This window comes from Demequina pelophila (assembly GCF_000971175.1).
Lineage (GTDB): Bacteria > Actinomycetota > Actinomycetes > Actinomycetales > Demequinaceae > Demequina > Demequina pelophila.
On sequence record NZ_BBLY01000004.1, the window covers coordinates 99,812 to 119,705 of the forward strand.

At 73.6% G+C, this 19,894-nt stretch carries 17 protein-coding genes and 1 tRNA gene; 16 read left to right on the plus strand and 2 right to left on the minus strand.

What is annotated here, in order from left to right:
• Window positions 1-34: 34 nt before the first annotated feature.
• The 3 genes from AOM03_RS06165 to AOM03_RS06175 all read left to right on the plus strand — a co-directional run bounded on the left by AOM03_RS06165 (window position 35) and on the right by AOM03_RS06175 (window position 3,842).
• Window positions 35-1,573 carry a DUF7059 domain-containing protein gene (locus tag AOM03_RS06165; RefSeq protein ID WP_062379419.1) on the plus strand — a complete coding sequence of 513 codons (1,539 nt, stop codon included), beginning with the start codon at window positions 35-37 and terminating at the stop codon, window positions 1,571-1,573.
• Between the two features lie 338 nt (window positions 1,574-1,911).
• Entirely contained in the window at window positions 1,912-2,652 is a 741-nt protein-coding gene (locus AOM03_RS06170; RefSeq protein WP_062379420.1) for an anaerobic ribonucleoside-triphosphate reductase activating protein, read from the plus strand.
• A gap of 503 nt (window positions 2,653-3,155) precedes the next feature.
• Window positions 3,156-3,842, plus strand: a complete 687-nt coding sequence (locus tag AOM03_RS06175) for a hypothetical protein (protein WP_062379421.1) — start codon at window positions 3,156-3,158, stop codon at window positions 3,840-3,842.
• A 361-nt stretch (window positions 3,843-4,203) separates the two neighbouring features.
• Here AOM03_RS06175 and AOM03_RS06180 read toward each other — a convergent pair whose 3' ends face one another.
• On the minus strand, window positions 4,204-5,034 hold the full coding sequence (locus AOM03_RS06180) for an inositol monophosphatase family protein (RefSeq protein WP_062379426.1): 831 nt from the start codon (window positions 5,032-5,034) through the stop codon (window positions 4,204-4,206).
• 167 nt (window positions 5,035-5,201) lie between these two features.
• On the opposite strand from AOM03_RS06180, the gene topA reads away from it, so the two are divergent.
• The 12 genes from topA (at window position 5,202) to AOM03_RS06240 (ending at window position 17,200) form a co-directional block, all read left to right on the plus strand.
• Window positions 5,202-7,868 carry a type I DNA topoisomerase gene (gene topA / locus AOM03_RS06185; protein ID WP_062379428.1) on the plus strand — a complete coding sequence of 889 codons (2,667 nt, stop codon included), beginning with the start codon at window positions 5,202-5,204 and terminating at the stop codon, window positions 7,866-7,868.
• Window positions 7,865-8,074 (plus strand): hypothetical protein, encoded by a 210-nt coding sequence (locus tag AOM03_RS06190; protein ID WP_062379430.1) that lies wholly within the window; start codon window positions 7,865-7,867, stop codon window positions 8,072-8,074. Before topA ends, AOM03_RS06190 begins: the two co-directional genes overlap by 4 nt.
• A gap of 176 nt (window positions 8,075-8,250) precedes the next feature.
• Complete coding sequence (locus tag AOM03_RS06195) at window positions 8,251-8,793, plus strand: ankyrin repeat domain-containing protein (protein ID WP_062379432.1); 543 nt, start codon at window positions 8,251-8,253, stop codon at window positions 8,791-8,793.
• Between the two features lie 100 nt (window positions 8,794-8,893).
• The gene (locus AOM03_RS06200) at window positions 8,894-9,523 is read left to right on the plus strand and encodes an RNA polymerase sigma factor (protein WP_062379434.1); all 630 of its coding nucleotides are present in this window, start codon (window positions 8,894-8,896) and stop codon (window positions 9,521-9,523) included.
• The gene (locus AOM03_RS12795) at window positions 9,520-10,320 is read left to right on the plus strand and encodes an ankyrin repeat domain-containing protein (RefSeq protein WP_062379436.1); all 801 of its coding nucleotides are present in this window, start codon (window positions 9,520-9,522) and stop codon (window positions 10,318-10,320) included. The genes AOM03_RS06200 and AOM03_RS12795 overlap by 4 nt, the downstream gene beginning before the upstream one ends.
• Entirely contained in the window at window positions 10,317-11,066 is a 750-nt protein-coding gene (locus AOM03_RS12690; protein ID WP_062379438.1) for an ankyrin repeat domain-containing protein, read from the plus strand. Before AOM03_RS12795 ends, AOM03_RS12690 begins: the two co-directional genes overlap by 4 nt.
• Before the next feature lie 65 nt (window positions 11,067-11,131).
• Window positions 11,132-11,665, plus strand: a complete 534-nt coding sequence (locus AOM03_RS06215; RefSeq protein ID WP_062379440.1) for a hypothetical protein — start codon at window positions 11,132-11,134, stop codon at window positions 11,663-11,665.
• Window positions 11,665-13,245 carry a Gfo/Idh/MocA family protein gene (locus AOM03_RS12915; RefSeq protein WP_156157655.1) on the plus strand — a complete coding sequence of 527 codons (1,581 nt, stop codon included), beginning with the start codon at window positions 11,665-11,667 and terminating at the stop codon, window positions 13,243-13,245. Before AOM03_RS06215 ends, AOM03_RS12915 begins: the two co-directional genes overlap by 1 nt.
• A 129-nt stretch (window positions 13,246-13,374) precedes the next feature.
• Window positions 13,375-14,064 (plus strand): dTMP kinase, encoded by a 690-nt coding sequence (gene tmk / locus AOM03_RS06225; RefSeq protein WP_062379442.1) that lies wholly within the window; start codon window positions 13,375-13,377, stop codon window positions 14,062-14,064.
• Window positions 14,061-15,215: a DNA polymerase III subunit delta' gene (locus AOM03_RS06230; protein WP_062380120.1), complete on the plus strand. Its 1,155-nt coding sequence runs from the start codon at window positions 14,061-14,063 to the stop codon at window positions 15,213-15,215. Before tmk ends, AOM03_RS06230 begins: the two co-directional genes overlap by 4 nt.
• A gap of 137 nt (window positions 15,216-15,352) precedes the next feature.
• Window positions 15,353-16,921, plus strand: coding sequence for an alpha/beta hydrolase (locus AOM03_RS06235; protein ID WP_062379444.1), 1,569 nt, complete (start codon window positions 15,353-15,355; stop codon window positions 16,919-16,921).
• A 203-nt stretch (window positions 16,922-17,124) separates the two neighbouring features.
• Window positions 17,125-17,200: transfer RNA gene (locus AOM03_RS06240), tRNA-Thr, on the plus strand.
• A 563-nt stretch (window positions 17,201-17,763) separates the two neighbouring features.
• On the opposite strand, the gene AOM03_RS06250 is transcribed toward AOM03_RS06240, so the two are convergent.
• A complete protein-coding gene (locus tag AOM03_RS06250) occupies window positions 17,764-18,027 on the minus strand; it encodes a ribbon-helix-helix protein, CopG family (RefSeq protein ID WP_062379448.1) in 264 nt (87 codons plus the stop codon).
• A 647-nt stretch (window positions 18,028-18,674) separates the two neighbouring features.
• Here AOM03_RS06250 and AOM03_RS06255 point away from each other — a divergent pair.
• A complete protein-coding gene (locus AOM03_RS06255) occupies window positions 18,675-19,787 on the plus strand; it encodes a tocopherol cyclase family protein (RefSeq protein ID WP_082092200.1) in 1,113 nt (370 codons plus the stop codon).
• Window positions 19,788-19,894 lie beyond the last annotated feature (107 nt).

The window sequence follows — 19,894 nt, forward strand, 5'->3', positions numbered from 1 at the left end:
GGCACGGCGGCGGGCCCACAGTAGCCTCGATTGCGTGAGCCTCGACGTACCCGCCCTCGACCCGTCGACCGTCGCCGCCCTGCGCGCGGCGCTCGAGCCCTGGACCGTCGACGCCGTCGACGACCTCCTGGGCGAGCGCGCCATGCGCGCCCTGTCCCGCGAGCAGGTGCTGCCGGCCCGCCTGGCCGCCCGTGCATCGTCCACCGCGACGGCGACCCTCACGCGCCTGTTCCTCCTGGGCGACACCGTGCCGGTGAGGTCCCTGGACGATGCGCTGCCCGGCGTGGGCGCGGACGGCGCCTCCCGGATGGGCCTGGTGGAGGTCTCGGGGGACGATGCGCGGGCCCGGGTGGACCTGCGGCCCTACGCCGCGGTGGGTTCCGAGGGCGAGGCGCGCTTCTGGATGGCCTCGGACCTGGGCGAGGCCGTCACCGGCGCGCGGCTGCACGAGGACCACGTGCTGGGGGTCGGCGGCGCGTCGCTGACGCTGGCCGGGATGACGATGCGCACGCCGGTGGGTCGGGCGCTCGACCTGGGCACGGGGTGCGGGATCCAGGCGCTGCACGCCTCGACGCACGCGCGGGAGATCGTCGCGACCGACGTGTCCCGGCGCGCGCTCGCCTTCGCCGAGTTCAACCGCGCCCTCAACGCGGCCGGCGACTGGGACCTGCGCGAGGGCTCGATGCTCGAGCCGGTCGCGGGGGAGCGGTTCGACCTGGTCGTGTCGAACCCGCCGTTCGTCATCACGCCGGAGGGGACGCCCACCTTCGAGTACCGGGCGGGCGGCGTGCCCGGCGACGGCATCGTGGCGGGGCTCGTCGCCTCGGTGGGCTCGGTACTCGCGCCCGGCGGCGTCGCGCAGATGCTGGGCAACTGGGAGATCCACGGCGAGTCCTGGAGCGCCGGACTTGAGGCCTGGCTCGAGCGGTCCGCCGCGGCCGGCCACCCGCTCGACGCGTGGGTGATCGAGCGCGATGAGCTGGACGCCGCCGAGTACGCCGAGACGTGGCTGCGCGACGCCGGCGTGATCCCCGAGCGCGGCCGCGCCGCCTTCGAGGGTGCCTACGAGGCCTACCTGCGCGACTTCGACGCGCGGGGCGTGCGCGCGGTGGGCTTCGGGATGGTGCTGCTGCGGCGGCCGCTGTCCGGGCCGCCCACGCTCCGGCGCCTCGAGCAGCACGAGGGCGCGCTGCAGGAGCCGTTCGGCGGCTACCTGGTCGACGCTCTCGCCGCCCACGACCTGGTGGCATCGCTGACGGACGATGCGCTGCTCGACACCCGCTGGGTCCTCGCCGACGACGTGACCAAGGAGTCGTACGGCCCGGGCCTCCAGCACGAGCCCGCGTACCTGATGCTGCGCCAGGGCGCGGGGCTGGGCCGCGCGGTGTCGATGGACACCGCGCTCGCGGGCTTCGCTGGGGCGTGCGACGGCGAGCTCACCGCGGGGCAGATCGCGCACGCGCTCGCGGCGCTGCTCGACGTGCCGCCGGCCACCATGCTGGGCGGGCTCGTGCCCGCGATCCGCGAGCTGGTCGAGGACGGGTTCCTTTACCGTTCCCTATCGCATTCCTGACCCCGTCCTGACCGGACTCAAGACCTAGGTCCGACGATTGCGGCCGCCGGGCGCAATAACGTAGTGGTGTGCCATCGCCAGGTCACGACGACGCCCGGTTCGCAGCGGTCTGCGCCGCGCCGGACGTCGGGGGCCGCGATGGCGCACGTTCGTCGTCCGCCCGGGACTCGCAAGCGCGTCTCCCGCACGGGCGCCTGTTCACCCATACATCCGTGGTGCATGCGGCGACACCCCACGTCCGCGCGCACACCGGGGCGGCGGCCGCAGGTGCGACCGTCGCCGAATTCGGGGGCCCGCGGTGATCCCGCGGGTGCCCCGTCAACCAGGAGGCTCCCCGCATGTCCATTGTTCAGCTTGACGCCCCCGAGGCCCTCGTCACCGACGCCGAGGTCAGCCCCACCGCGTCCCTCGCCATCGCGCGCCTGACCCCGCTCACCGACGCCGACTGGCCCGGCCGCCTCACCGCGACCATCGACTTCCAGGGCTGCGCCTGGAAGTGCACCCACTGCCAGACGCCGGAGCTGCGCGACCCCTCCGTGCCCGGCGCTCTGTCCTGGGACGACGTCCTCGACGCGCTCGACGAGCGCCGCGGCATGGTCGACGCCGTGGTCCTCTCCGGCGGCGAGCCCACCCGTCAGCCGGCGCTGCCCGCGGCCATCGCCGACCTCAAGGCGCGCGGCCTCGAGGTGGGCCTGCTCACCTGCGGCGCGTACCCGAGCCGCCTCGCCGCGGTGCTGCCGGACGTCGACTGGGTCGCCCTCGAGATCAAGGGCATGCCCGAGCGTCACCGCTCCGTCAGCCGTGGCATCGACGGCGGCGCCAAGGCGTGGCTGTCGCTCGAGCTCATCCTCGACGCGGGCGTCCCCCACGAGGTCCGCTTCACCGTCGACCCGACCGTCCACTCGCGCGAGGACGTCCACGAGGTGGCCCGCGAGGTCATCCGTCGCGGCGCCAGCGCCCCCGTCCTGGTGCAGGCGCGCACGCGCGGCACCTCGCAGGAGTTTCGCTCCGCGCTGCGCGGCCGCGGCATCTACGACGTTATCGCCATCGACGACCTCCCGGACCTCGAGCGCCGCTGACCCGCCCCGCCCTCACTCCCACCCCGCCCTCACTCCCGCCCCGGTCCGCCCCCACCCCGGTTCGGGACACTCAGGACCGCTGATCGCGGGCGATTGCTTCGTGCGGGACACTCAGGACCGCTGACCGCGCCCGGCCCGCCGCTTGTGCGGAGGGTCGGGCGCTTCTGCGTGTCCGCGCGTGGCCGCGGCCGTGCATCGTGCATGAATTCGCGGAGCGTCCCGAACCCTCGTCCGTACCTCTCCCGCGCAGCGCCGCTCCCGGGCCAGGTGCCACGGGCGAGCCCCTGGTTTCGCGATGAAATGCCATTTCCCCGTCGCACCCCGCGCGCCCGGATTAAGGCATTCTGAGCCATAACGAGAGCCTGCGCCGAGTGCGGCTTTTGTCACACCTCATCGCGCCATGAACCAGCACTTTCGGGCACTTGGTCCCGGGGTGAAACGGCGTTCCGCGGCTGAGCATGGTCACCGACAACGACACCGCTGTCGCATCGAAAGGAATCACCATGGCTAACAAGCTGCGCATCGTGGGTGCGGTCCTCGCACTCGCCGGTCTCGGCTTCTTCGGCGCCGCGATCTTCGCGTTCACCGAGGTCCAGGCGGGCCAGAACTCGCTCCAGAAGTTCTCCGAGGCCCAGAACGTCGAGCTCTCCTACAACGAGGACGGCCAGCTGGTCGACCGCGGCACCGTCGAGGGTGCCGAGGCGATCCTGTCGCTCCTCAAGGACGACTGGGGCTACAAGGTCGTCGAGTCGGAGCTCGACGCCAACGACCCGCTGGTCAACACCGGCACCGAGTACATGTACCAGATGGCGCTCGTCGCCCACCACACCCTCACCGGCACCACCACCGTGACCCTCGACGAGGACGTCGAGTACAACGGTGAGACCTTCGAGGCGGGCACCTACGAGGTCGCCACCGACGGCAAGTACTGGGCCGACTTCGACCGCATGCACCCGCTCGAGGGCCCGGCCCGCGCGCAGGCGTGGACCGCGACCGCTCACGCCCTCATGGGCGAGCTGGGCGTCGGCTCGGTCACCGCGTCGACCCTGAAGCTGGGCCTCGGCATCGTCGGCCTCATCGGCGGCCTCGGCGGCCTGTTCCTGGTCATCGGTGGCGCCTGCTTCTGGATCGCCCGTGACGTGGCCCCGGCCGCGGCCAACACGGAGGTCAAGGCGACCGCCGCCGCGTAAGCAGGTACAACACTCCTCCTGGGACGGGAGGGCTCCTTCGGGGGCCCTCCCGTTTCGCGTCTCCGGGGACGATGCGACGGTCGCCCCCGCGGTCGCCCCGGGTGTGCCTCGGGTGCGCCTCGCGGTCCGGGACACGCTGGCGGTCCGGGACGCCCCCACCCCGGTCCGGGACAATCAGGACCGCATTTCGCGGCCCATTGCCTCCTGCGGGACGCTCAGGACCGATGTCCGCCCGGCGCTGCGGTCCGGGTTGTCCCGCAGCAAGCACAAGGGCGGAGATTGCGGTCCATACTGTCCCGGTCCGCGGGGGCGCGGGGGGCGGAGGGCGGGGGGCGGAGGGCGGGCCCCATCCGCCCGCGCTCTACAGCCCCAGGTGACGGGCGAGCACCGCGCTCACCGAGTCCCAGCGGTCCGCCGGCGCGCACAGCAGCGGCGCGCCGCGCACCACGGCGGTCTCGTAGCCCGAGCCGTCGATGCGTCCGGTGCGGAAGCCCGCCTCGGCGGTGATGGCCGCGCCCGGCACGTGGTCCCACGGCTTGGCGCGGGTGTAGAGGACGAAGCCGAACTCCTCGTTCAGCAGGCTCGTGTAGTCCCAGCCGGCGCACATGCGCAGATCCTGGAAGCCACCCAGCTCCTGCGCCGCGTCCGCGAGCGCCTCGCGGATGTCGTCGCTCGCGTACTTGAGCGAGGCGGCGCCCTGGGCCGCGGTGGTGGTCGATGAGCCCGCACCCCCCACGACCAGCGGCTCGCCGTTGACGAACGCTCCCGCGCCGCGCAGGCCCTCATAGAGAAGGCCGGCCTCGGGCTGCAGGATCCAGCCGCCCACGGGTTCGCCGGCGGCCACGAGACCCACCATCACGGCGTAGGACTCGGAGCCGGCCACGAAGTTCGCGGTGCCGTCGACGGGGTCCACGGTCCACGCGGTCTCGCCGGTGGCGAGCACGTCGATGAGCTCGGGGGAGTGCTCGGCGGCCTCCTCGCCCACCACCGTCACGTCGAGGATCTCGCGCAGGAGCGGGGTGAGGGCCTTCTCGGCCTCGAGATCGGCCTCGGTCACGTAGTCGCCGGGCCCCTTGAGGTGGATCTGACCGGAGGACAGCGCCCGGAAGCGGGGGCGGATCTCCGCATCGGCGACGCGGCGCATCGCGTCCCCCACGGCGGCACGGGCGGTCGGGCTCAGCAGGGGCTCCATGGCGCCATCGTGTCATCCGGCGGTGCGCCGGGACAGGGACCTCGGACGCGCATCGTCCCCTAGGGGACGGCTCCACAGGCCGGAACCGGCGTCGCACACCGTATGTATATTGATGGCGTCTCCGCCGCGGCAGCCGTGGAGACGCACTCAGCCGGAAAGTAGGTCCCATGCCCCGCAAGCTCGTGATCGTCGAGTCGCCCACCAAGTCGCGCACCATCGGCGGCTATCTGGGCGACGAGTACGACGTGGTCTCCTCCGTGGGCCACATCCGGGACCTCGCGGAGCGCTCGGAGCTCCCGGCCGAGGTGAAGAAGACGGACATCGGCCGCTTCGCGATCGACATCGACAACGGCTTCCAGCCGTACTACGTGGTCAACGCGGACAAGAAGAAGGTCGTCGCGGACATCAAGCGCCGCCTCAAGGACGCCGACGAGCTCTACCTCGCCACTGATGAGGACCGCGAGGGCGAGGCCATCGCGTGGCACCTGCTCGAGGTGCTCAAGCCCAAGGTCCCCGTGAAGCGCCTCGCGTTCCACGAGATCACCAAGGAGGGCATCCAGCGCGCCCTCGAGACGCCGCGCGAGGTGGACCTCGAGGTCGTCGAGGCGCAGGAGGCGCGCCGCGTCCTGGACCGCCTGTACGGCTACGAGGTCTCGCCCGTGCTGTGGCGCAAGATCCAGCAGGGGCTGTCCGCGGGCCGCGTCCAGTCGGTCGCGCTGCGGCTCATCGTGGACCGGGAGCGCGAACGCATGGCGTTCACGTCCGCCGAGTACTGGGACCTCACCGCCACCTTCACCGCCAGGGAGGGGGCCGATGCGGGACGCTCCTTCACCGCCCGCCTCACCCAGGTGGACGGCAAGCGGGTGGCGTCGGGCAAGGACTTCGACGACACCGGCGCGCTGAAGAACCCCAAGGCCATCCACGTCCACGCAGGGCTGGCCGGCGCGCTGGCCGCGGGCCTCGCCGACGCGGACTTCACGGTCGCCGGCGTCGACTCCAAGCCCTACCGCAAGCGCCCCTCCGCGCCCTTCATCACCTCGACGCTCATCCGCGAGGCCTCCTCGAAGCTCCGGCTGGGAGCCCGCGAGGCGATGCGCGTGGCCCAGAGCCTGTACGAGAAGGGCTACATCACCTACATGCGCACCGACTCGCCGGGGCTGTCGAACGAGGCGACCAACGCCGCGCGACGCCAGGCGATCGACATGTTCGGCTCGGACGCCGTCCCGGCCCAGCGCCGCGTCTACGCGACCCAGGACTCGAACGCGCAGGAGGCGCACGAGGCGATCCGCCCCTCCGGCGACCGCTTCCGCACCCCGCAGTCGCTGCGCGGCGAGCTGCGCGACCTCGAGTTCCGCATGTACGAGATGATCTGGAAGCGCACTCTCGCCTCCCAGATGAACGATGCGGTGGGCACCACCTCGACGGTGCGCATCGGCGCGACCACGGCGGCGCACCACGCGGTCGAGTTCGCCGCGTCCGGCACCATCCTCACGAGCCCCGGCTTCATGGCGCTGTACGAGGAGTCCCGCGAGAAGGCGCGCTACGAGGACGACGAGACCAAGGTCGAGCGCGAGGGCGGCTCCCGCCTGCCCGTCGTGGAGGCCGGCCAGGGCGTGGACGCGTCGGACATCGAGCCGCTCACCCACGCGACCAACCCGCCGCCGCGCTTCACGCAGGGCTCCATGATCAAGGAGCTCGAGGACCGCAAGTTCGGCCGCCCCTCCACGTACGCCTCGACGGTGGACCTGCTGATCGACCGCGGCTACGTCACCGTGCAGAAGCAGGCGCTCGTGCCGGTGTGGATCGCGTTCGCGATCATCCGCCTGCTCGAGGAGCACTTCGCGTGGCTCATCGACTACGACTTCACGGCGGACATGGAGGGCGACCTCGACCGCATCGCCGCCGGCGAGGTGTCGCGCGTCGACTGGCTGAGCAACTTCTACTTCGGCGCCGGCGACTCGGCCCAGGGACGCGAGCAGGGCCTCAAGGGCCTGGTCGACAACCTGGGCGACATCGACGCCCGCGCCATCAACACGTTCGAGATCGGCGACGGCATCGCCCTGCGCGTGGGCCGCTACGGCCCCTACATCGAGCGCACCGTCGAGGGCGAACAGCAGCGCGCCTCGGTCCCCGACGACGTCGCGCCGGACGAGCTCACGGTCGAGCGCTGCGAGGAGCTGTTCGCCAACCAGGGCGGCGACGAGCGCGAGCTGGGCGCCCACCCGGAGACCGGCCGGACCATCGTCGCGAAGGCGGGCCGGTTCGGCCCGTACGTCACGGAGGTGCTCCCCGAGGACGCGAAGGGCAAGCCCAAGACGGCGAGCCTGTTCAAGTCGATGCAGCTCGAGACGGTCTCGCTGGACGATGCGGTGGCCCTGATGAGCCTGCCCCGCGAGGTGGGCGTGGCCGAGGACGGCGAGAAGATCACGGCCCAGAACGGCCGGTTCGGCCCGTACCTCAAGAAGGGCACGGACTCGCGCACCATCGAGTCCGAGGACCAGCTGCTCACGATCACGCTCGAGGAGGCGCTCGCAATCTACGCGCAGCCCAAGCGGGGCCGGGGCCGCACGGCCGCGCCGCCGCTCAAGGAGCTGGGCACGGATCCCGCGAGCGAGAAGCCCGTGGTCATCAAGTCGGGCCGGTTCGGCGAGTACATCACCGACGGCGTCACCAACGTCACCATCCCCAAGGGCGACTCGGTCGAGGGCATGACCCCGGAGCGCGCGTACGAGCTGCTCGCGGACAAGCGCGCCAAGGGTCCCGCGAAGAAGCCCGCGCGCCGTTCGACCGCGGCCCGCAAGCCCGCCGGCAAGACCACCAGGAAGAAGGCGTGAGCGACCGCGACACCGACGTGCCGCGCGTGAGCGTCGCGCGCCTCGCGCTCGTGCTGCTGGGCATCGTCACGGGCGTCACGCTGGTGTTCCTGGCCGGCCGCATGGACCCGATCGAGGCGTTCGGGCAGGAGGTCTCGCCCGCCCTGCCGCTCGTGATCGTGTACATCGCGGGCATGCTCGTCGGCAGGTTCGGGGCGCCCCGCTAGCCTCTCGCTCAACTTCGTCACAACCTCCCGGCGCCCTCAGGCGTTCTCAGTAGGGGGTGGTGACGGTGGGACACGTCCGCGTCGAGTTTCGGGGCCGGCACGGTCCGGCCGCGCGGTCCCCCTTTGCCCCAACCGGGCCGGCGGCCGCGCCGCGTCGCGCGACCGGCGCGCTCGGCATGCTCGCCGCCGCGGTGGTCGCGGTGGTCGCGGTCGGAGTGGCCGATGCGCTGGTCGGCCCCGCGTCCGACCCGCCCGGGGTGCTCGAGGACACCCCCCGCGCCTCCGGCGCGGTCGCCGCGGCACCGCTCCCGGGAGCCTCCGCCGCGCGGGACCGGCCGGGGGCGGACCTGCCGCCGGAGCGCCGGCTCTACCACGCGATCCTCGTGGGCAACCTCGACCTCGTCCGGGCGCTGGTGCGCGAGGGGGCGCCGCTGGACGCGACGTACACGTCGGCCGGGCTGACGGCGCCGATGGTCGCGATGACCGTGTGCGACGAGCGCACGGCGATCGTGCTCGCGCGCGCGGGAGCCCCCGTGGAGGCGCCGGTGCGCGGCGCGAATGTCGCGGCGGGCGCGGGCGGCGCCGGGCCGACCGGCGCCGCGCCCGTGACCGTCGCCGCGCCGCCGTCGCTGGTCGACCTCGCCTTCGAGCACTGCGGCGCCGCGGAGGTCGCGGTCGCCGTGGAGCTCACCCTCGCCGCGCACGGCGGCGCCCGGTGAACCGGCAGCGGCGCCCGGTGAACCGGCAGCGGCGCCCGTGCCGACTCCCGACGCAACCGGATCCCCGCCGGCGGCCGTTGTAGGGGTGGGAGGGGGCATCATGACGGACACCGGGATCATCGAAGAGCTCTACCGCAGCGCGCTGCCACGGCTGTGCGCGTACGGGTTCGTCCTCACCGGCTCGGAGGCGGACGGCGAGGAGATCGTGCAGGCCGCGATCGTCAAGACGTTCTCGCGCCGACGGCGCATCGGCGACGCGCACGACGCGGAAGGGTACGTGCGGGCGGCCATGCGGACGCTTGTCATCGATCGCGCCCGCTCGGCCGCGCGCTGGCGGCGCGCCCTGCCCGGGCAGGTCGAGCGGGGCGAGCGATCGCTGGAGGACGATGTGGTGGGCGCCGACGGCATCGCCGCCCACCTTCGTGCCCTCCCGCCCCGGGTGCGCGTCGCGGTGACGCTGCGCTACGTGGACGACCTCACCGTGGCCGACGTGGCCGCGCACATGGGCGTCACCGAGGGCGCGGTCAAGAAGTATCTGTTCACCGCGCGGGAGCTGCTGGGACCGTGGTGGGCCGAGCAGCATGCGGCCGACGCGGACGCGGCGGACCCCGCGCCGCCGACGCCGGCGCCCGCACGGGCGCCCGCGCACGATCCGGAATCCGCGCGGACACCGCGGCGCATGCCCGCGCGCGTCATCCGCGGCGTGGGACGCGAGGGGAGGACGTCATGAACCGGGAGGCGATGACCCAGGTCGACGACAGCGCGACCCGGATGGCGGAGCGGATGGCGCGGCGCGGACCCGCCGACGCGATCGCAGGCGCGGCGCGGGGACGCCGCCGACGCGCGGCGGGGGAGCTGCTCGCGGTCCTCGTCGCGATGCCGCTGCTCGTGCTGGGCGGCTGGTGGGCCGTGGGCGCGTTCGGCATTCCCGCGGAACCGGCCGAGACCCCGCCCCTGCCCCCGTCGGTCGAGCCGCTCGAGCTTCAGCTCCAGGAGGCGGTCAAGGCGGGCGACCGGGAGAGGGCCGCGGCGCTGCTCGACATCGGGGTCTTCGTCGACTGGCCGTCGCTGCCGTACGCGGCGACCGCCATGCTCGCGTGCGACGTCGAGATGCTCGACCTCCTGGTGTCCTACGGCGTGCCTCGGGTGTTCCCGGACCCGCCATGGGAGGACGTCGCGATGCTCGCGGCCGTGCGGCGCTGCGACGCCGACACGATCGAGTCCATCTACGCGCCCACCGGGCACATCCGAGAGTCCGAGGCGATCATGGACCTGGCGATCGAGCGCGACGACCCTCAGGTCATCACGCGGCTCGCGACGCTCGGCGTCGAGCTCGAGGGTCCGGGCGGGTACTCGAGCCTTTACCAGGCGATGGCCCGGCGCGACTTCGACACCTTCGAGCTGCTGCTGGTGCTCGGGGCGGATCCCTCCGCAGGCGGGGAGACGGGAGACCTGCTCAACACGGCGCGCGTCGCCGGCGACGACTATGTCGCGGCCATCGAGGCGGCGAGGGAGGGGCGGTCATGAGGCGCGAACTGGCGATCATCCTGGGGGCATGCGCCCTGCTCGCCGGATGCACGGGCGACGCGGACGAGCCCACCCCCACCGCGGCCGCCATGCCGGGTGAGGCGGCCGCCGGCACCGGCGAGGCGGCCGGGGCGGCGACCGGCGCATCGTCCCCGGTCCTCACCCCGGACCAGGCGCTGCGCGCGGCGATCGTGCGCGACGACCTCGACGGCGCGCTCGCCGCGCTGGCCGACGGCGCGGATGTGTCTGCGGAGGTGCGAGGCGCGACGCCCCTCCACATGGCGGCCCGGCTGGGACGCGCCGCGATCGCCCAGGAGCTGATCGACGCGGGCGCGGACGTCGAGGCGACCGCTTGGCGCTCGCGCGGCGACCGGCCGCTGCACCTGGCTGCGATGAGCGACAGCGCTGAGACGGTCGAGGTGCTCCTCGAGGCGGGGGCCGACATCGAGGCGGCCGGCGACTCCTTCTTCGCTGGGCCGCCGCTCGCGGTGGCCGCGTCGGCGGGGTCGGTCGCCGCCGTCGAGGCGCTCGTCGCGGCGGGCGCGGAGCTCGAGGCGGAGAACATCTACGCCGCGACGGCGCTGGTCAGCGCGGCCTTCTTCGGCCAGCCGGAGACGGTGCGCGCCCTGGTCGAGGCCGGCGCGGACGTGAACGCCGACCGCGACGGCGCGGGGCACACGCCTCGGGGCCACGCCGAGGAGAACGGGTACGACGACATCGTCGCCTACCTCGACTCGCTGGGGTGACGGGTGCCGGCGACGCCACCGCCCCAACCGGCGCCCTCCGCTGAGTGTTCATAGACTGGGAGGGGGTGCAGAGCATGGACGTGCTCGACCGGCTCGACGCGCACGCCACCGCCCGCCTGCTGGCCCGCCACGGGGAGGCCGGCGGCGACCCGGAGGCGGCCCTGCTCGCGCGCCGACGCTCCCACCTCGCCACCGCGGGGATCGTCGCGGCCGCCCTGGGCCTGGCGGCCGGGGCGCTGGCGGTCGGGGGAGGGGACGATGCGCGGGTCGGCGCGGCGGCCGCCGCGCCTCTCGAGCACCGGTTGCTGGACGCCATCGACGCGGGCGATCACGGCGCGATCCGCGCGCTCATCCGGGCCGGCGCGGACGTCGACCACGTGGTCGCCTCGGGGGATCCGGTGCTCGTCGTGGCCGTGCGCACGTGCGACCCGGTCGCGGTGACGCTGGTTAATGCCGCGCGCACGGTCCACAGCCCGCCGGTGTCCCCGGACCGCCTCGACGCCGCGCTGCGCTCGTGCCCCGCCGAGGACCGGCCGGCGCTGCGGCGGGTGGTCGGTGCGCCGCCGCCCCCGGAGCCCGACGCGTTCGGGATCCGGTGATGCGCGCCGGGGTCGGGGTCGGGCTCGTCGCCCTCGGCGGCGTGTGGCTGGGCGCGACGCTCGTCGGCTCGGGCGGCCCGGCGGAGGACCCCGCCGTCGACCTGCGGGCCGCCGTGGTGCGCGGCGACCACGACGCGCTCGAGGAGGCGCTCGCGGAGGGCGCGGATCCGGATCACGCGGTCGACGGCGCGACCGCGCTGCATGTGGCCGCCGGGCGGGCCGATGCGGTGGCCGCCGCGCTCCTCATCGCCGCCGGCGCGGAGGTCGACGCGCGCCGGGACGCCGGCGACGCCCCTGTCCACGTCGCCGCCTCCGTGGGCGCGGTGCCCGTGCTCGGACTGCTCGCCGAGGCCGGCGCGGACCTCGCGGCCGCGACGGCCGACGGGCTGACCGCCCTCGCGGTCGCGCTCGAGCACCACCAGGGCGACGCCGTCGCCTGGCTGCTGGCCCGCTCCGGGCGGCCCGAGGAGGGGGCGGGGCTCGCGCCGCGACCCTGGCCCGGCTTCCGGTCCCGGACCGGGCGTTCCGACGCCCACCCGACCCGCGCATCGTCCGTTGTCACAGGCTGCCCCTATGCTGGCGGAATGAGCGCACCGGAGCCCATGTCCGCGCCCGCCGTCCGCTGGGGAATCCTCGGCGCGGGGGGCATCGCCCGCAAGCTGGCCGACGCGGTGACCCGCTTCACCGCCTCCCAGGTGGTGGCCGTCGGGTCGCGCGACCTCGGGAAGGCCCGCGCCTTCGCGGAGGAGGCGGGAATCCCCAAGGCCCACGGCTCGTACGAGGACCTGGTGGCGGATCGGGACGTGGACATCGTCTACGTCGCGACCCCGCACAGCCACCACCACGAGCACGCGCTGCTCGCGATCCGCGCCGGCAAGCACGTGATGTGCGAGAAGCCGCTCACGCAGAACGCGGCGCAGGCCCGCGAGGTGGTCGCCGCCGCGCGCGAGGCAGGCGTGTTCCTCATGGAGGCCATGTGGGCGCGTCACCTGCCGCACATGTACGAGCTCCGGAGCCTCATCGAGGCCGGGGAGATTGGGGACCTCGTCTCCATCCAGGCCGACCACGGCCAGCTCCTCACCCACGTCCCCCGCATGTGGCGGCCCGACCTCGCGGGCGGCGCGCTGCTCGACCTGGGCGTGTACCCCGTGTCCTTCGCGCACGACCTGCTGGGCGTCCCCGAGCGCATCACCGCCTCCGGCCGCATGCGCGACACGGGCGTCGACGGCCAGGTGTCCATGGTGTTCGACTACCCGACCGCGCAGGCGAGCCTCACCACCACCATGGAGGCGCGCACGCCCAACATCGCGCACGTGGCCGGCACGGACGGCTTCGTCGTGGTCGACCGGACCTTCTACAACCCCACCACGATGACGGTGACCCGGCTCGACGGCGAGACGCGGACCTTCGACGGCCGCGTCGACAACGGCTTCCAGTTCGAGGCGGCCGAGGCGGCCCGACGCATCCACGCCGGCGAGACCGAGTCCCCGCTGCACACGCTCGAGCAGACCATCGAGGTGGTCGAGCTGATGGACCAGGTGCGGGAGCAGATCGGCCTCGTGTACCCCAACGAGGCCTGACCGGGGACGATGCCGGGGTCGCCGCGGGTGCCCCGGCCCCGATTGTCGCGCCCGGCCCCGAACTTCCCGCCCGGCCCGCATTTCCCCACCCGCCCGGCGGCGTCGGCCCCGGGCGGTAGATTCGTCCCCATGGCTGACGCGGGATTCTGGGTGGTGTTCGAGGGCGCGGACGGCGTCGGCAAGACCACGCAGGTGGACCTCCTCGCGACCTACCTGAGGTCGCCCGCGGGGGGCGGGCGCGAGGTGCTCGTCACGCGCGAGCCGGGCGGCACCGAGCTCGGGGTCGAGTTGCGCCAGGCGATCATGCACGGCGACCACGTGGCGCCGCGCGCGGAGGCGCTGCTCTACGCCGCCGACCGCGCCCATCACATCGCCACCAAGGTGCGCCCCGCGCTCGAGTCCGGCGCGGTGGTGCTGCAGGACCGGTATCTCGACTCGTCGGTGGTCTACCAGGGCGGGGCCCGCGGGCTGGGGGACGAGGTCGAGCGCATCTCCCTCTGGGCCGCCGAGGGCCTCCTGCCCGATCTCACCGTCGTCCTGGACATGGAGCCCGACCCCGCGCGCATGAGCCGCGACCTCGACCGCGTCGAGCGCGAGACCATCGCGAAGGCCGGCCAGATGCGCCGCGCCTTCCTCGAGCGTGCCGCCCTCGACCGGGGCCGCTACGCCGTGGTGGACGCGGCGCGGGACCGCTCGGCGGTGCACGCGGACGTCGTCGACGCGGTGGTCGCCGCCATGGGGGAGCGCGCCGCGCGGGCGGCCGATGCCGCGGCCGGGTCCGGTGCCGAGCCCACCGTCGAGCCATGGGGCACGCCGTGACGGTCTGGGACGAGCTGGTGGGTCAGGACCAGCAGCTCGCGCCGCTGCGCAACGCGGTGGCGGATCCGGTCGCCATGACCCACGCGTGGCTGCTCACCGGCCCGCCCGGGTCGGGCCGGTCGAACGCCGGCCGCGCCTTCGCCGCGGCGCTGCAGTGCGCGGAGGGCGGATGCGGCGAGTGCCGCGAGTGCGCCACGGCGCTGTCCGGCACCCACGCGGACGTCACCCTGGTGCGCACGGAGAAGGTCACCATCTCCATCCAGGAGGTGCGCGAGCTCATCTCCGCGGCGCAGTCGGCGCCCAGCCAGGGGCGCTGGCGCGTGTTCGTGGTCGAGGATGCGGACCGCATGACCGAGCGCACCGCGAACGTCCTGCTCAAGTCCATCGAGGAGCCGCCCGCGCGCACCGTGTGGGTGCTGTGCGCGCCGTCCCCGCAGGACGTGCCGGTCACCATTCGCAGCCGCTGCCGCGCCATCGCGCTGCGCACGCCGGAGGTGGAGGCCGTCGCCGCGCTGCTGGTGGAGCGGGACGGGATCGCGCCGGAGCTCGCGTACCAGTCGGCCGCGGCGGCGCAGAGTCACATCGGCCGGGCGCGCCGCCTCGCCCGCGATCCCGAGGCCCGCGCCCGCCGCGACCAGGTGCTCGCGCTCGCGACGGAGATCCGCGGGGTCGGGGACGCGGTGCTCGCCGCCGAGGACCTGGTCCGCGTCGCCGACGAGGACGCCAAGGCCGCCACCGAGGAGCGCGACGCCGAGGAGAAGGCGCAGCTGCTGGAGACGCTCGGCGCCGAGACGGGCGGCCGCCTCGCGCCCGCCCTGCGCGCCCAGGTGCGTCAGCTCGAGGAGGACCAGAAGCGCCGCGCGACCCGCGCCAAGCGCGACGTGCTCGACCGCGCCATCACGGACCTCATGTCGCTGTACCGCGACGTGGCCGTCATCCAGACCGGCGCCTCGGTGCCGCTGGTCAACGCGAGCCACGACGGCCACATCCGCGACCTCGCCGGCCGCACCGCGCTCGCGGACACCATGCGCTGCCTCGACGCGCTCGGCACCGCGCGCGAGCGGCTCGCGGGGAACGTGGCGCCGCTGCTCGCGCTCGAGGCGATGGCGCTCGAGCTGCGCCCGCAGACCGGCGCGGGTCGGTCCCGGTAGTCCGAGCCCGCCGGCGCGGGCCGGTCCCGGTAGTCCGGAGCCGCCGCCCAGAGTCCCCGGCCGGTCCCGCCCGCCGCGGCGCCCGGCCCCGGCCACCGCTCCCGAGGGTCCCCTGTCCGCGCGGCTAGGGTGGCCGCATGCCGTCCCGCCCCGCACCTCGTCCGCTCGCGTCGGTGACGCGCCTCGCCGCCGGCCTCATGGCCGCCGGGCTCGCGCTCGCCGGCTGCACCACGGGCACCCAGCCCGCCCAGACCGAGGGGCCGTCGGTCGAGAGCCCGACCCCTGCATCGTCCCCTGGCACGGGCGGCGCGGGCGCCGCCGTGGCGCCGGAGGACTCGCGCGTGTACGACCAGGAGTACGCGTGGTCGCGGTGCGGCGATCTCGAGTGCGCGACCATCCAGGTGCCGGTCGACTGGGCCGACCCCGACGGCGACACCATCGAGATCGCGCTCAACCGCTACCCGGCCACCGACGAGGACGCGCGCCTGGGCTCGCTGCTCATCAACCCGGGCGGGCCGGGCGCCTCGGGCCTGGATCTCACGGCGGCGTTCGCCACGATGGCGGGGGAGCGGGTGCTCGCGCGGTACGACGTGATCGGCTTCGACCCGCGCGGCGTGGGCCTGTCGACGCCTGTCGACTGCGGCGACGGAGAGACGCTCGACTCCTTCTTCCTTGCCGAGGCGACCATCGAGTCCGAGGCGGACCTCGAGGCCTCGCGGGCATCGGTGGCCGACTTCGCGGCGAGCTGCCGCGAGCTCTCCGGCCCGGTCGTGGAGAACGCGGACACCACGTCCGCCGCCCGCGACATGGACGTGATCCGCGCCCTGGTGGGCGACGACCGGCTCAACTACCTGGGGTATTCGTACGGCACGCAGTTGGGCGCGACGTACGCGGCGCTCTACCCGGAGCGCGTGGGCCGGATGGTGCTCGACGGCGCGTTCGACTTCCTGCTCCCCGAGGACGAGATCTCCGTGACGCAGGCGGCCGGCTTCGAGTCCGCGCTCGGGGCGTTCCTCGACTGGTGCCCCGAGCAGGAGGGCTGCCCGCTGGCCGACGGCCGCGAGGCGGCCCGCGCACAGGTCCAGGGGGTCGTCGAGGACTCGCTCGCCGGCGACACGGAGCAGGTGGTCCAGGTGTTCGGCATCATCCAGATGCTCTACGACGACGCCCTGTGGTCGTACCTGTCGCTGGGGCTCGAGCAGGCGCTGGACTCGGGCCGGTCCGAGGTGCTGCAGCTGCTGGGCAACTACTACCTCGACCGCGACCCGCAGTCCGGCGAGTACACGTCGAACACGCACGTCGCGTCCGCCTCGATCGGCTGCCTCGACTCCCTCGCGACCGGGCAGGACTCGCTGGAGGAGTACCAGGCCTTCCAGGACGCGCTCCGCGACGCGTCGCCCACCTTCGCGGCGACCTACGGCGGCTCGACCGGGTGCGAGGGCTGGCCGTACCGGGCGCAGGAGCCCGTGACCTCGCTCGACGGGGCTTCCTCCGCGGGGCCCATCGTGGTGATCGGCACCACCAACGACCCGGCCACGCCGTACGCGTGGGCCGAGTCCCTCACCGACCGCCTCGCCAGCGCCACCCTGCTCACCTTCGAGGGCGAGGGCCACACCGCGTACGGACGCTCCAACCAGTGCATCCTCGACGCGGTCGACGACTACCTGGTCGACGGGACGGTTCCCGCGGAGGGCACCGTCTGCTGAGTGGGTGGTGGTCACCCTTCCCGGGTGCCTTCCCTCCGGCCTTCCCCGCCCGCGTTTGCGCTGGCCTTGCCCGGCCGCGGTCGCGCCCGCCCCTTCTCCCCAGCGACGATGCGCCGGGCCCGGTTTCGGTGTTGACCCGCCGAGGCGCTATCATGTCTACCCGTGCCCCTCGCGGGGCGCGGCGTGCGCCTTCGGGAGCATGCGCCGCCTTAGCTCAGTCGGCAGAGCGATTCACTCGTAATGAATAGGTCGTGGGTTCGATTCCCACAGGCGGCTCCATCCAGAAGCCCCCGGTCCTCAGGCCGGGGGCTTCTTGCATGTCCGGCTGCGGGCCCAGGCCCGCCCCCGCGCGCCCGCGCGCCTCGCCCCCCCGTTCGCCCTGCCCCCCGTTCGCCCTGCCCCCCGTTCGCCCCAGTGGTAGATCCACGCACGTCTCTGCCCCACTACGTGCGCTGGGCTACCGCCAGAAGTGGCGCGACGTGGAACTCCAAGCGACGAAGGCCGCCTGCGCGGATAAGGCGGGGAACCCGTCTCGTCGGAGCGGCCATGCTCGTCGGCGGAGCGTGACTGATCGTGAGCCCGCACTCCTGAGGCGAGGGCTACGCATCAGGGCAGCAGGTCGAGCATCTGCGGGCGTGCCTTCATCGCGTGGATGACGAGCTCGTTGCCGGGGTCGAAGGTGGGCACCACGGTCTCCAGCATTCGTCCGCGGGTGTCGAATCCGAGTCGCAGTTGGCGTGCGGGTGACTCATCGTCAAGGTCCTCCACCCACAGTGGCCACGAGGCGGCTTGGGCCGCGTCGTCCTCGGATATCCCGTGCTTCAGTGCTGAGGCGTGGACCCTCACGCGGTGAGCTTGCCAAGGGCTTCGCGGATGAGGTCCGAGCGGGTCTTGTGCTCTGCGGCGGCGCGGGCGTCGAGCGCGGCGACCTCGTCAGGCGTCAGACGCAGTGCGATGACCTGCGAGGCCTCGGCTCCGCGTCCGGGGCGTCCCCGGCCGCGCTTCTTGAGCGCCTTCAGGTCGTAGCCGCGCTCTGCCTCGGCGGCCCACGCCTCGATCTGCTCCTCGGTCACGGCGACGCCGTCGATGGTCTCTCGCTCGTCCACACGAAAATCGTAATACGAAAATCAGGCGGCGACCAGGGTGGTGGATTCTGCTTGCGCGCCGGTTGCCCAAAATCTGCCGCGGTGTGCATTCCGCGCATAGGAAACGTCTCGTGCGACAGGTGATCCGCCGTATGACCCGACGGCAAAGAACCCTCGAAGTGAGAGGTCGTGCGCTCGATTCCCACAGGCGGCTCCATTCAGAAGCCCCCGGTCCTCAGGCCGGGGGCTTCTTGCATCCCCGGCAGCGGCCTCGGGCCCGCCCCCGCGCGCGCCCGCGCGCCCCGCCTCCATTCGCCCCAGCGGTAGATCCGCGCACGTCTCGGCCCCACTTCGTGCGCTGGGCTACCGCCAGAAGCGGCGCCGTGTGGAACTCCAAGGGATAGAGGCCGCCTGGGTGCGCGGGGCGCGCCGAACTTCCTCAGCGACCGGGGGTGTGGTGCGCGACGCTAGCCAAATTCATGCACTTTCGGAAGAGCGCCCAAAGTGCATGAATTTGGCTAGGCGTGCGAACGGATACACCCCACGCCTTCTCCATCGCCATCGCCAGCGCCAGCGCCAGCGCCCGCGCCTGCGCCCTCGCCCCGCCCGCCGCAACACGCATCGCCCCTCGAGCTACGCCGTCGCGCCCGCCGGTCTAGCCTGGGCGGATGAGGCAGGGATCCCGTCTCGTCGGCGCGTCCCAGGCGCTGACGCGCACCGCGCGCACCTTCGCCGCGACCCTGCGCCCGGACGGGTATCACGGCGACTACCAGGGCGATGTCGGCTTCTTCGAGGGCTGGTACATCAAGCTGGTGAGCGCCGACCGCAGCGCCCGGCTCGCCATCATCCCCGGCATCTTTCGCGCCGGCCACGGTGGCTCGGAAGGCGGCTCCGGTGGCTCGGAGGCTGGCCCCGGCGGCTCGGAGGCCGACCGCGCACCAGACGAGGCCTTCGTCCAGGTGCTCGACGGCGTCACCGGCGAATCCTGGTACGAACAGTTCCCTACAGAGGCCTTCGCCGCCGACCCCAAGGTGTTCGACGTCACCGTGGGTGCCAACCGCTTCGGTGCCGGGGGCATCGACCTGGATCTCCCTGCATCGTCCCTGCGCGGCCAGGTGCGCTTCACCACTCCGCTGGAGCCCTGGCCCGTCACCCTCGCGTCGCCGGGGGTCATGGGCCGCTACGCCTGGGCGCCCGTGATGGAGTGCTATCACGGCGTGGTCTCCCTGGATCATGGGCTTGAGGGGACCCTCACGCTGGGCGGCCGCGAGATGGTCTTCGACGGCGGCCGCGGCTACCTCGAGAAGGACTGGGGGCGCGCGTTCCCCGCCGCGTACGTCTGGATGCAGAGCAACCACTTCGGCACGCCCGGCGTGAGCCTGTCCGCGTCGATCGCGACCATTCCGTGGCGGCGAAGCCGCTTCCGCGGGTTCATCGTCGGGCTGCGGATCCCGCGCCCCGACGGCACCGCCGCGCTCCATCGCTTCGCGACCTACACCGGCGCGCGCACCGCCTCCCTCGAGGTGGACGATGCGGAGGTCCGGTGGACCCTGCGCGGCAGGTCGGGCGCCGAGTTGCGTCTGCGCGCCGAGCGTCGCCGCGGCGGACTGCTCCACGCCCCGATCCGCACGCAGATGCACCGCCGCGTCGAGGAGACGCTCGACGCGCGGGTGCACGTCGAGCTCGTCTCCCCGCGGGGACGCCTCGCGTTCGCGGAGACGGGCGAGGCCGCCGGTCTCGAGGTGCACGGCGATCTCGAGGACCTGCTCGCGCTGGGGTGAGCGCGCGCCCCGGCCGTTCCCCGGTCGCTCCCCGGCTGCAGTGGTAGATCCAGGCACGATGCGGGCCCACTTCGTGCGCGGATCTACCACTTGGAGCGGGGCGGCGG

Coding starts and splice junctions, on each gene's coding strand:
- AOM03_RS06200 (WP_062379434.1), top strand. CDS start 8,894: ATGACGGACACCGGGATCATCGAAGAGCTCTACCGCAGCGCGCTGCCA.
- AOM03_RS06255 (WP_082092200.1), top strand. CDS start 18,675: ATGAGGCAGGGATCCCGTCTCGTCGGCGCGTCCCAGGCGCTGACGCGC.
- AOM03_RS06180 (WP_062379426.1), bottom strand. CDS start 5,034: ATGGAGCCCCTGCTGAGCCCGACCGCCCGTGCCGCCGTGGGGGACGCG.
- AOM03_RS12690 (WP_062379438.1), top strand. CDS start 10,317: ATGAGGCGCGAACTGGCGATCATCCTGGGGGCATGCGCCCTGCTCGCC.
- topA (WP_062379428.1), top strand. CDS start 5,202: ATGCCCCGCAAGCTCGTGATCGTCGAGTCGCCCACCAAGTCGCGCACC.
- AOM03_RS06195 (WP_062379432.1), top strand. CDS start 8,251: ATGCTCGCCGCCGCGGTGGTCGCGGTGGTCGCGGTCGGAGTGGCCGAT.
- AOM03_RS06170 (WP_062379420.1), top strand. CDS start 1,912: ATGTCCATTGTTCAGCTTGACGCCCCCGAGGCCCTCGTCACCGACGCC.
- tmk (WP_062379442.1), top strand. CDS start 13,375: ATGGCTGACGCGGGATTCTGGGTGGTGTTCGAGGGCGCGGACGGCGTC.
- AOM03_RS06175 (WP_062379421.1), top strand. CDS start 3,156: ATGGCTAACAAGCTGCGCATCGTGGGTGCGGTCCTCGCACTCGCCGGT.
- AOM03_RS06235 (WP_062379444.1), top strand. CDS start 15,353: ATGCCGTCCCGCCCCGCACCTCGTCCGCTCGCGTCGGTGACGCGCCTC.
- AOM03_RS12795 (WP_062379436.1), top strand. CDS start 9,520: ATGAACCGGGAGGCGATGACCCAGGTCGACGACAGCGCGACCCGGATG.
- AOM03_RS12915 (WP_156157655.1), top strand. CDS start 11,665: ATGCGCGCCGGGGTCGGGGTCGGGCTCGTCGCCCTCGGCGGCGTGTGG.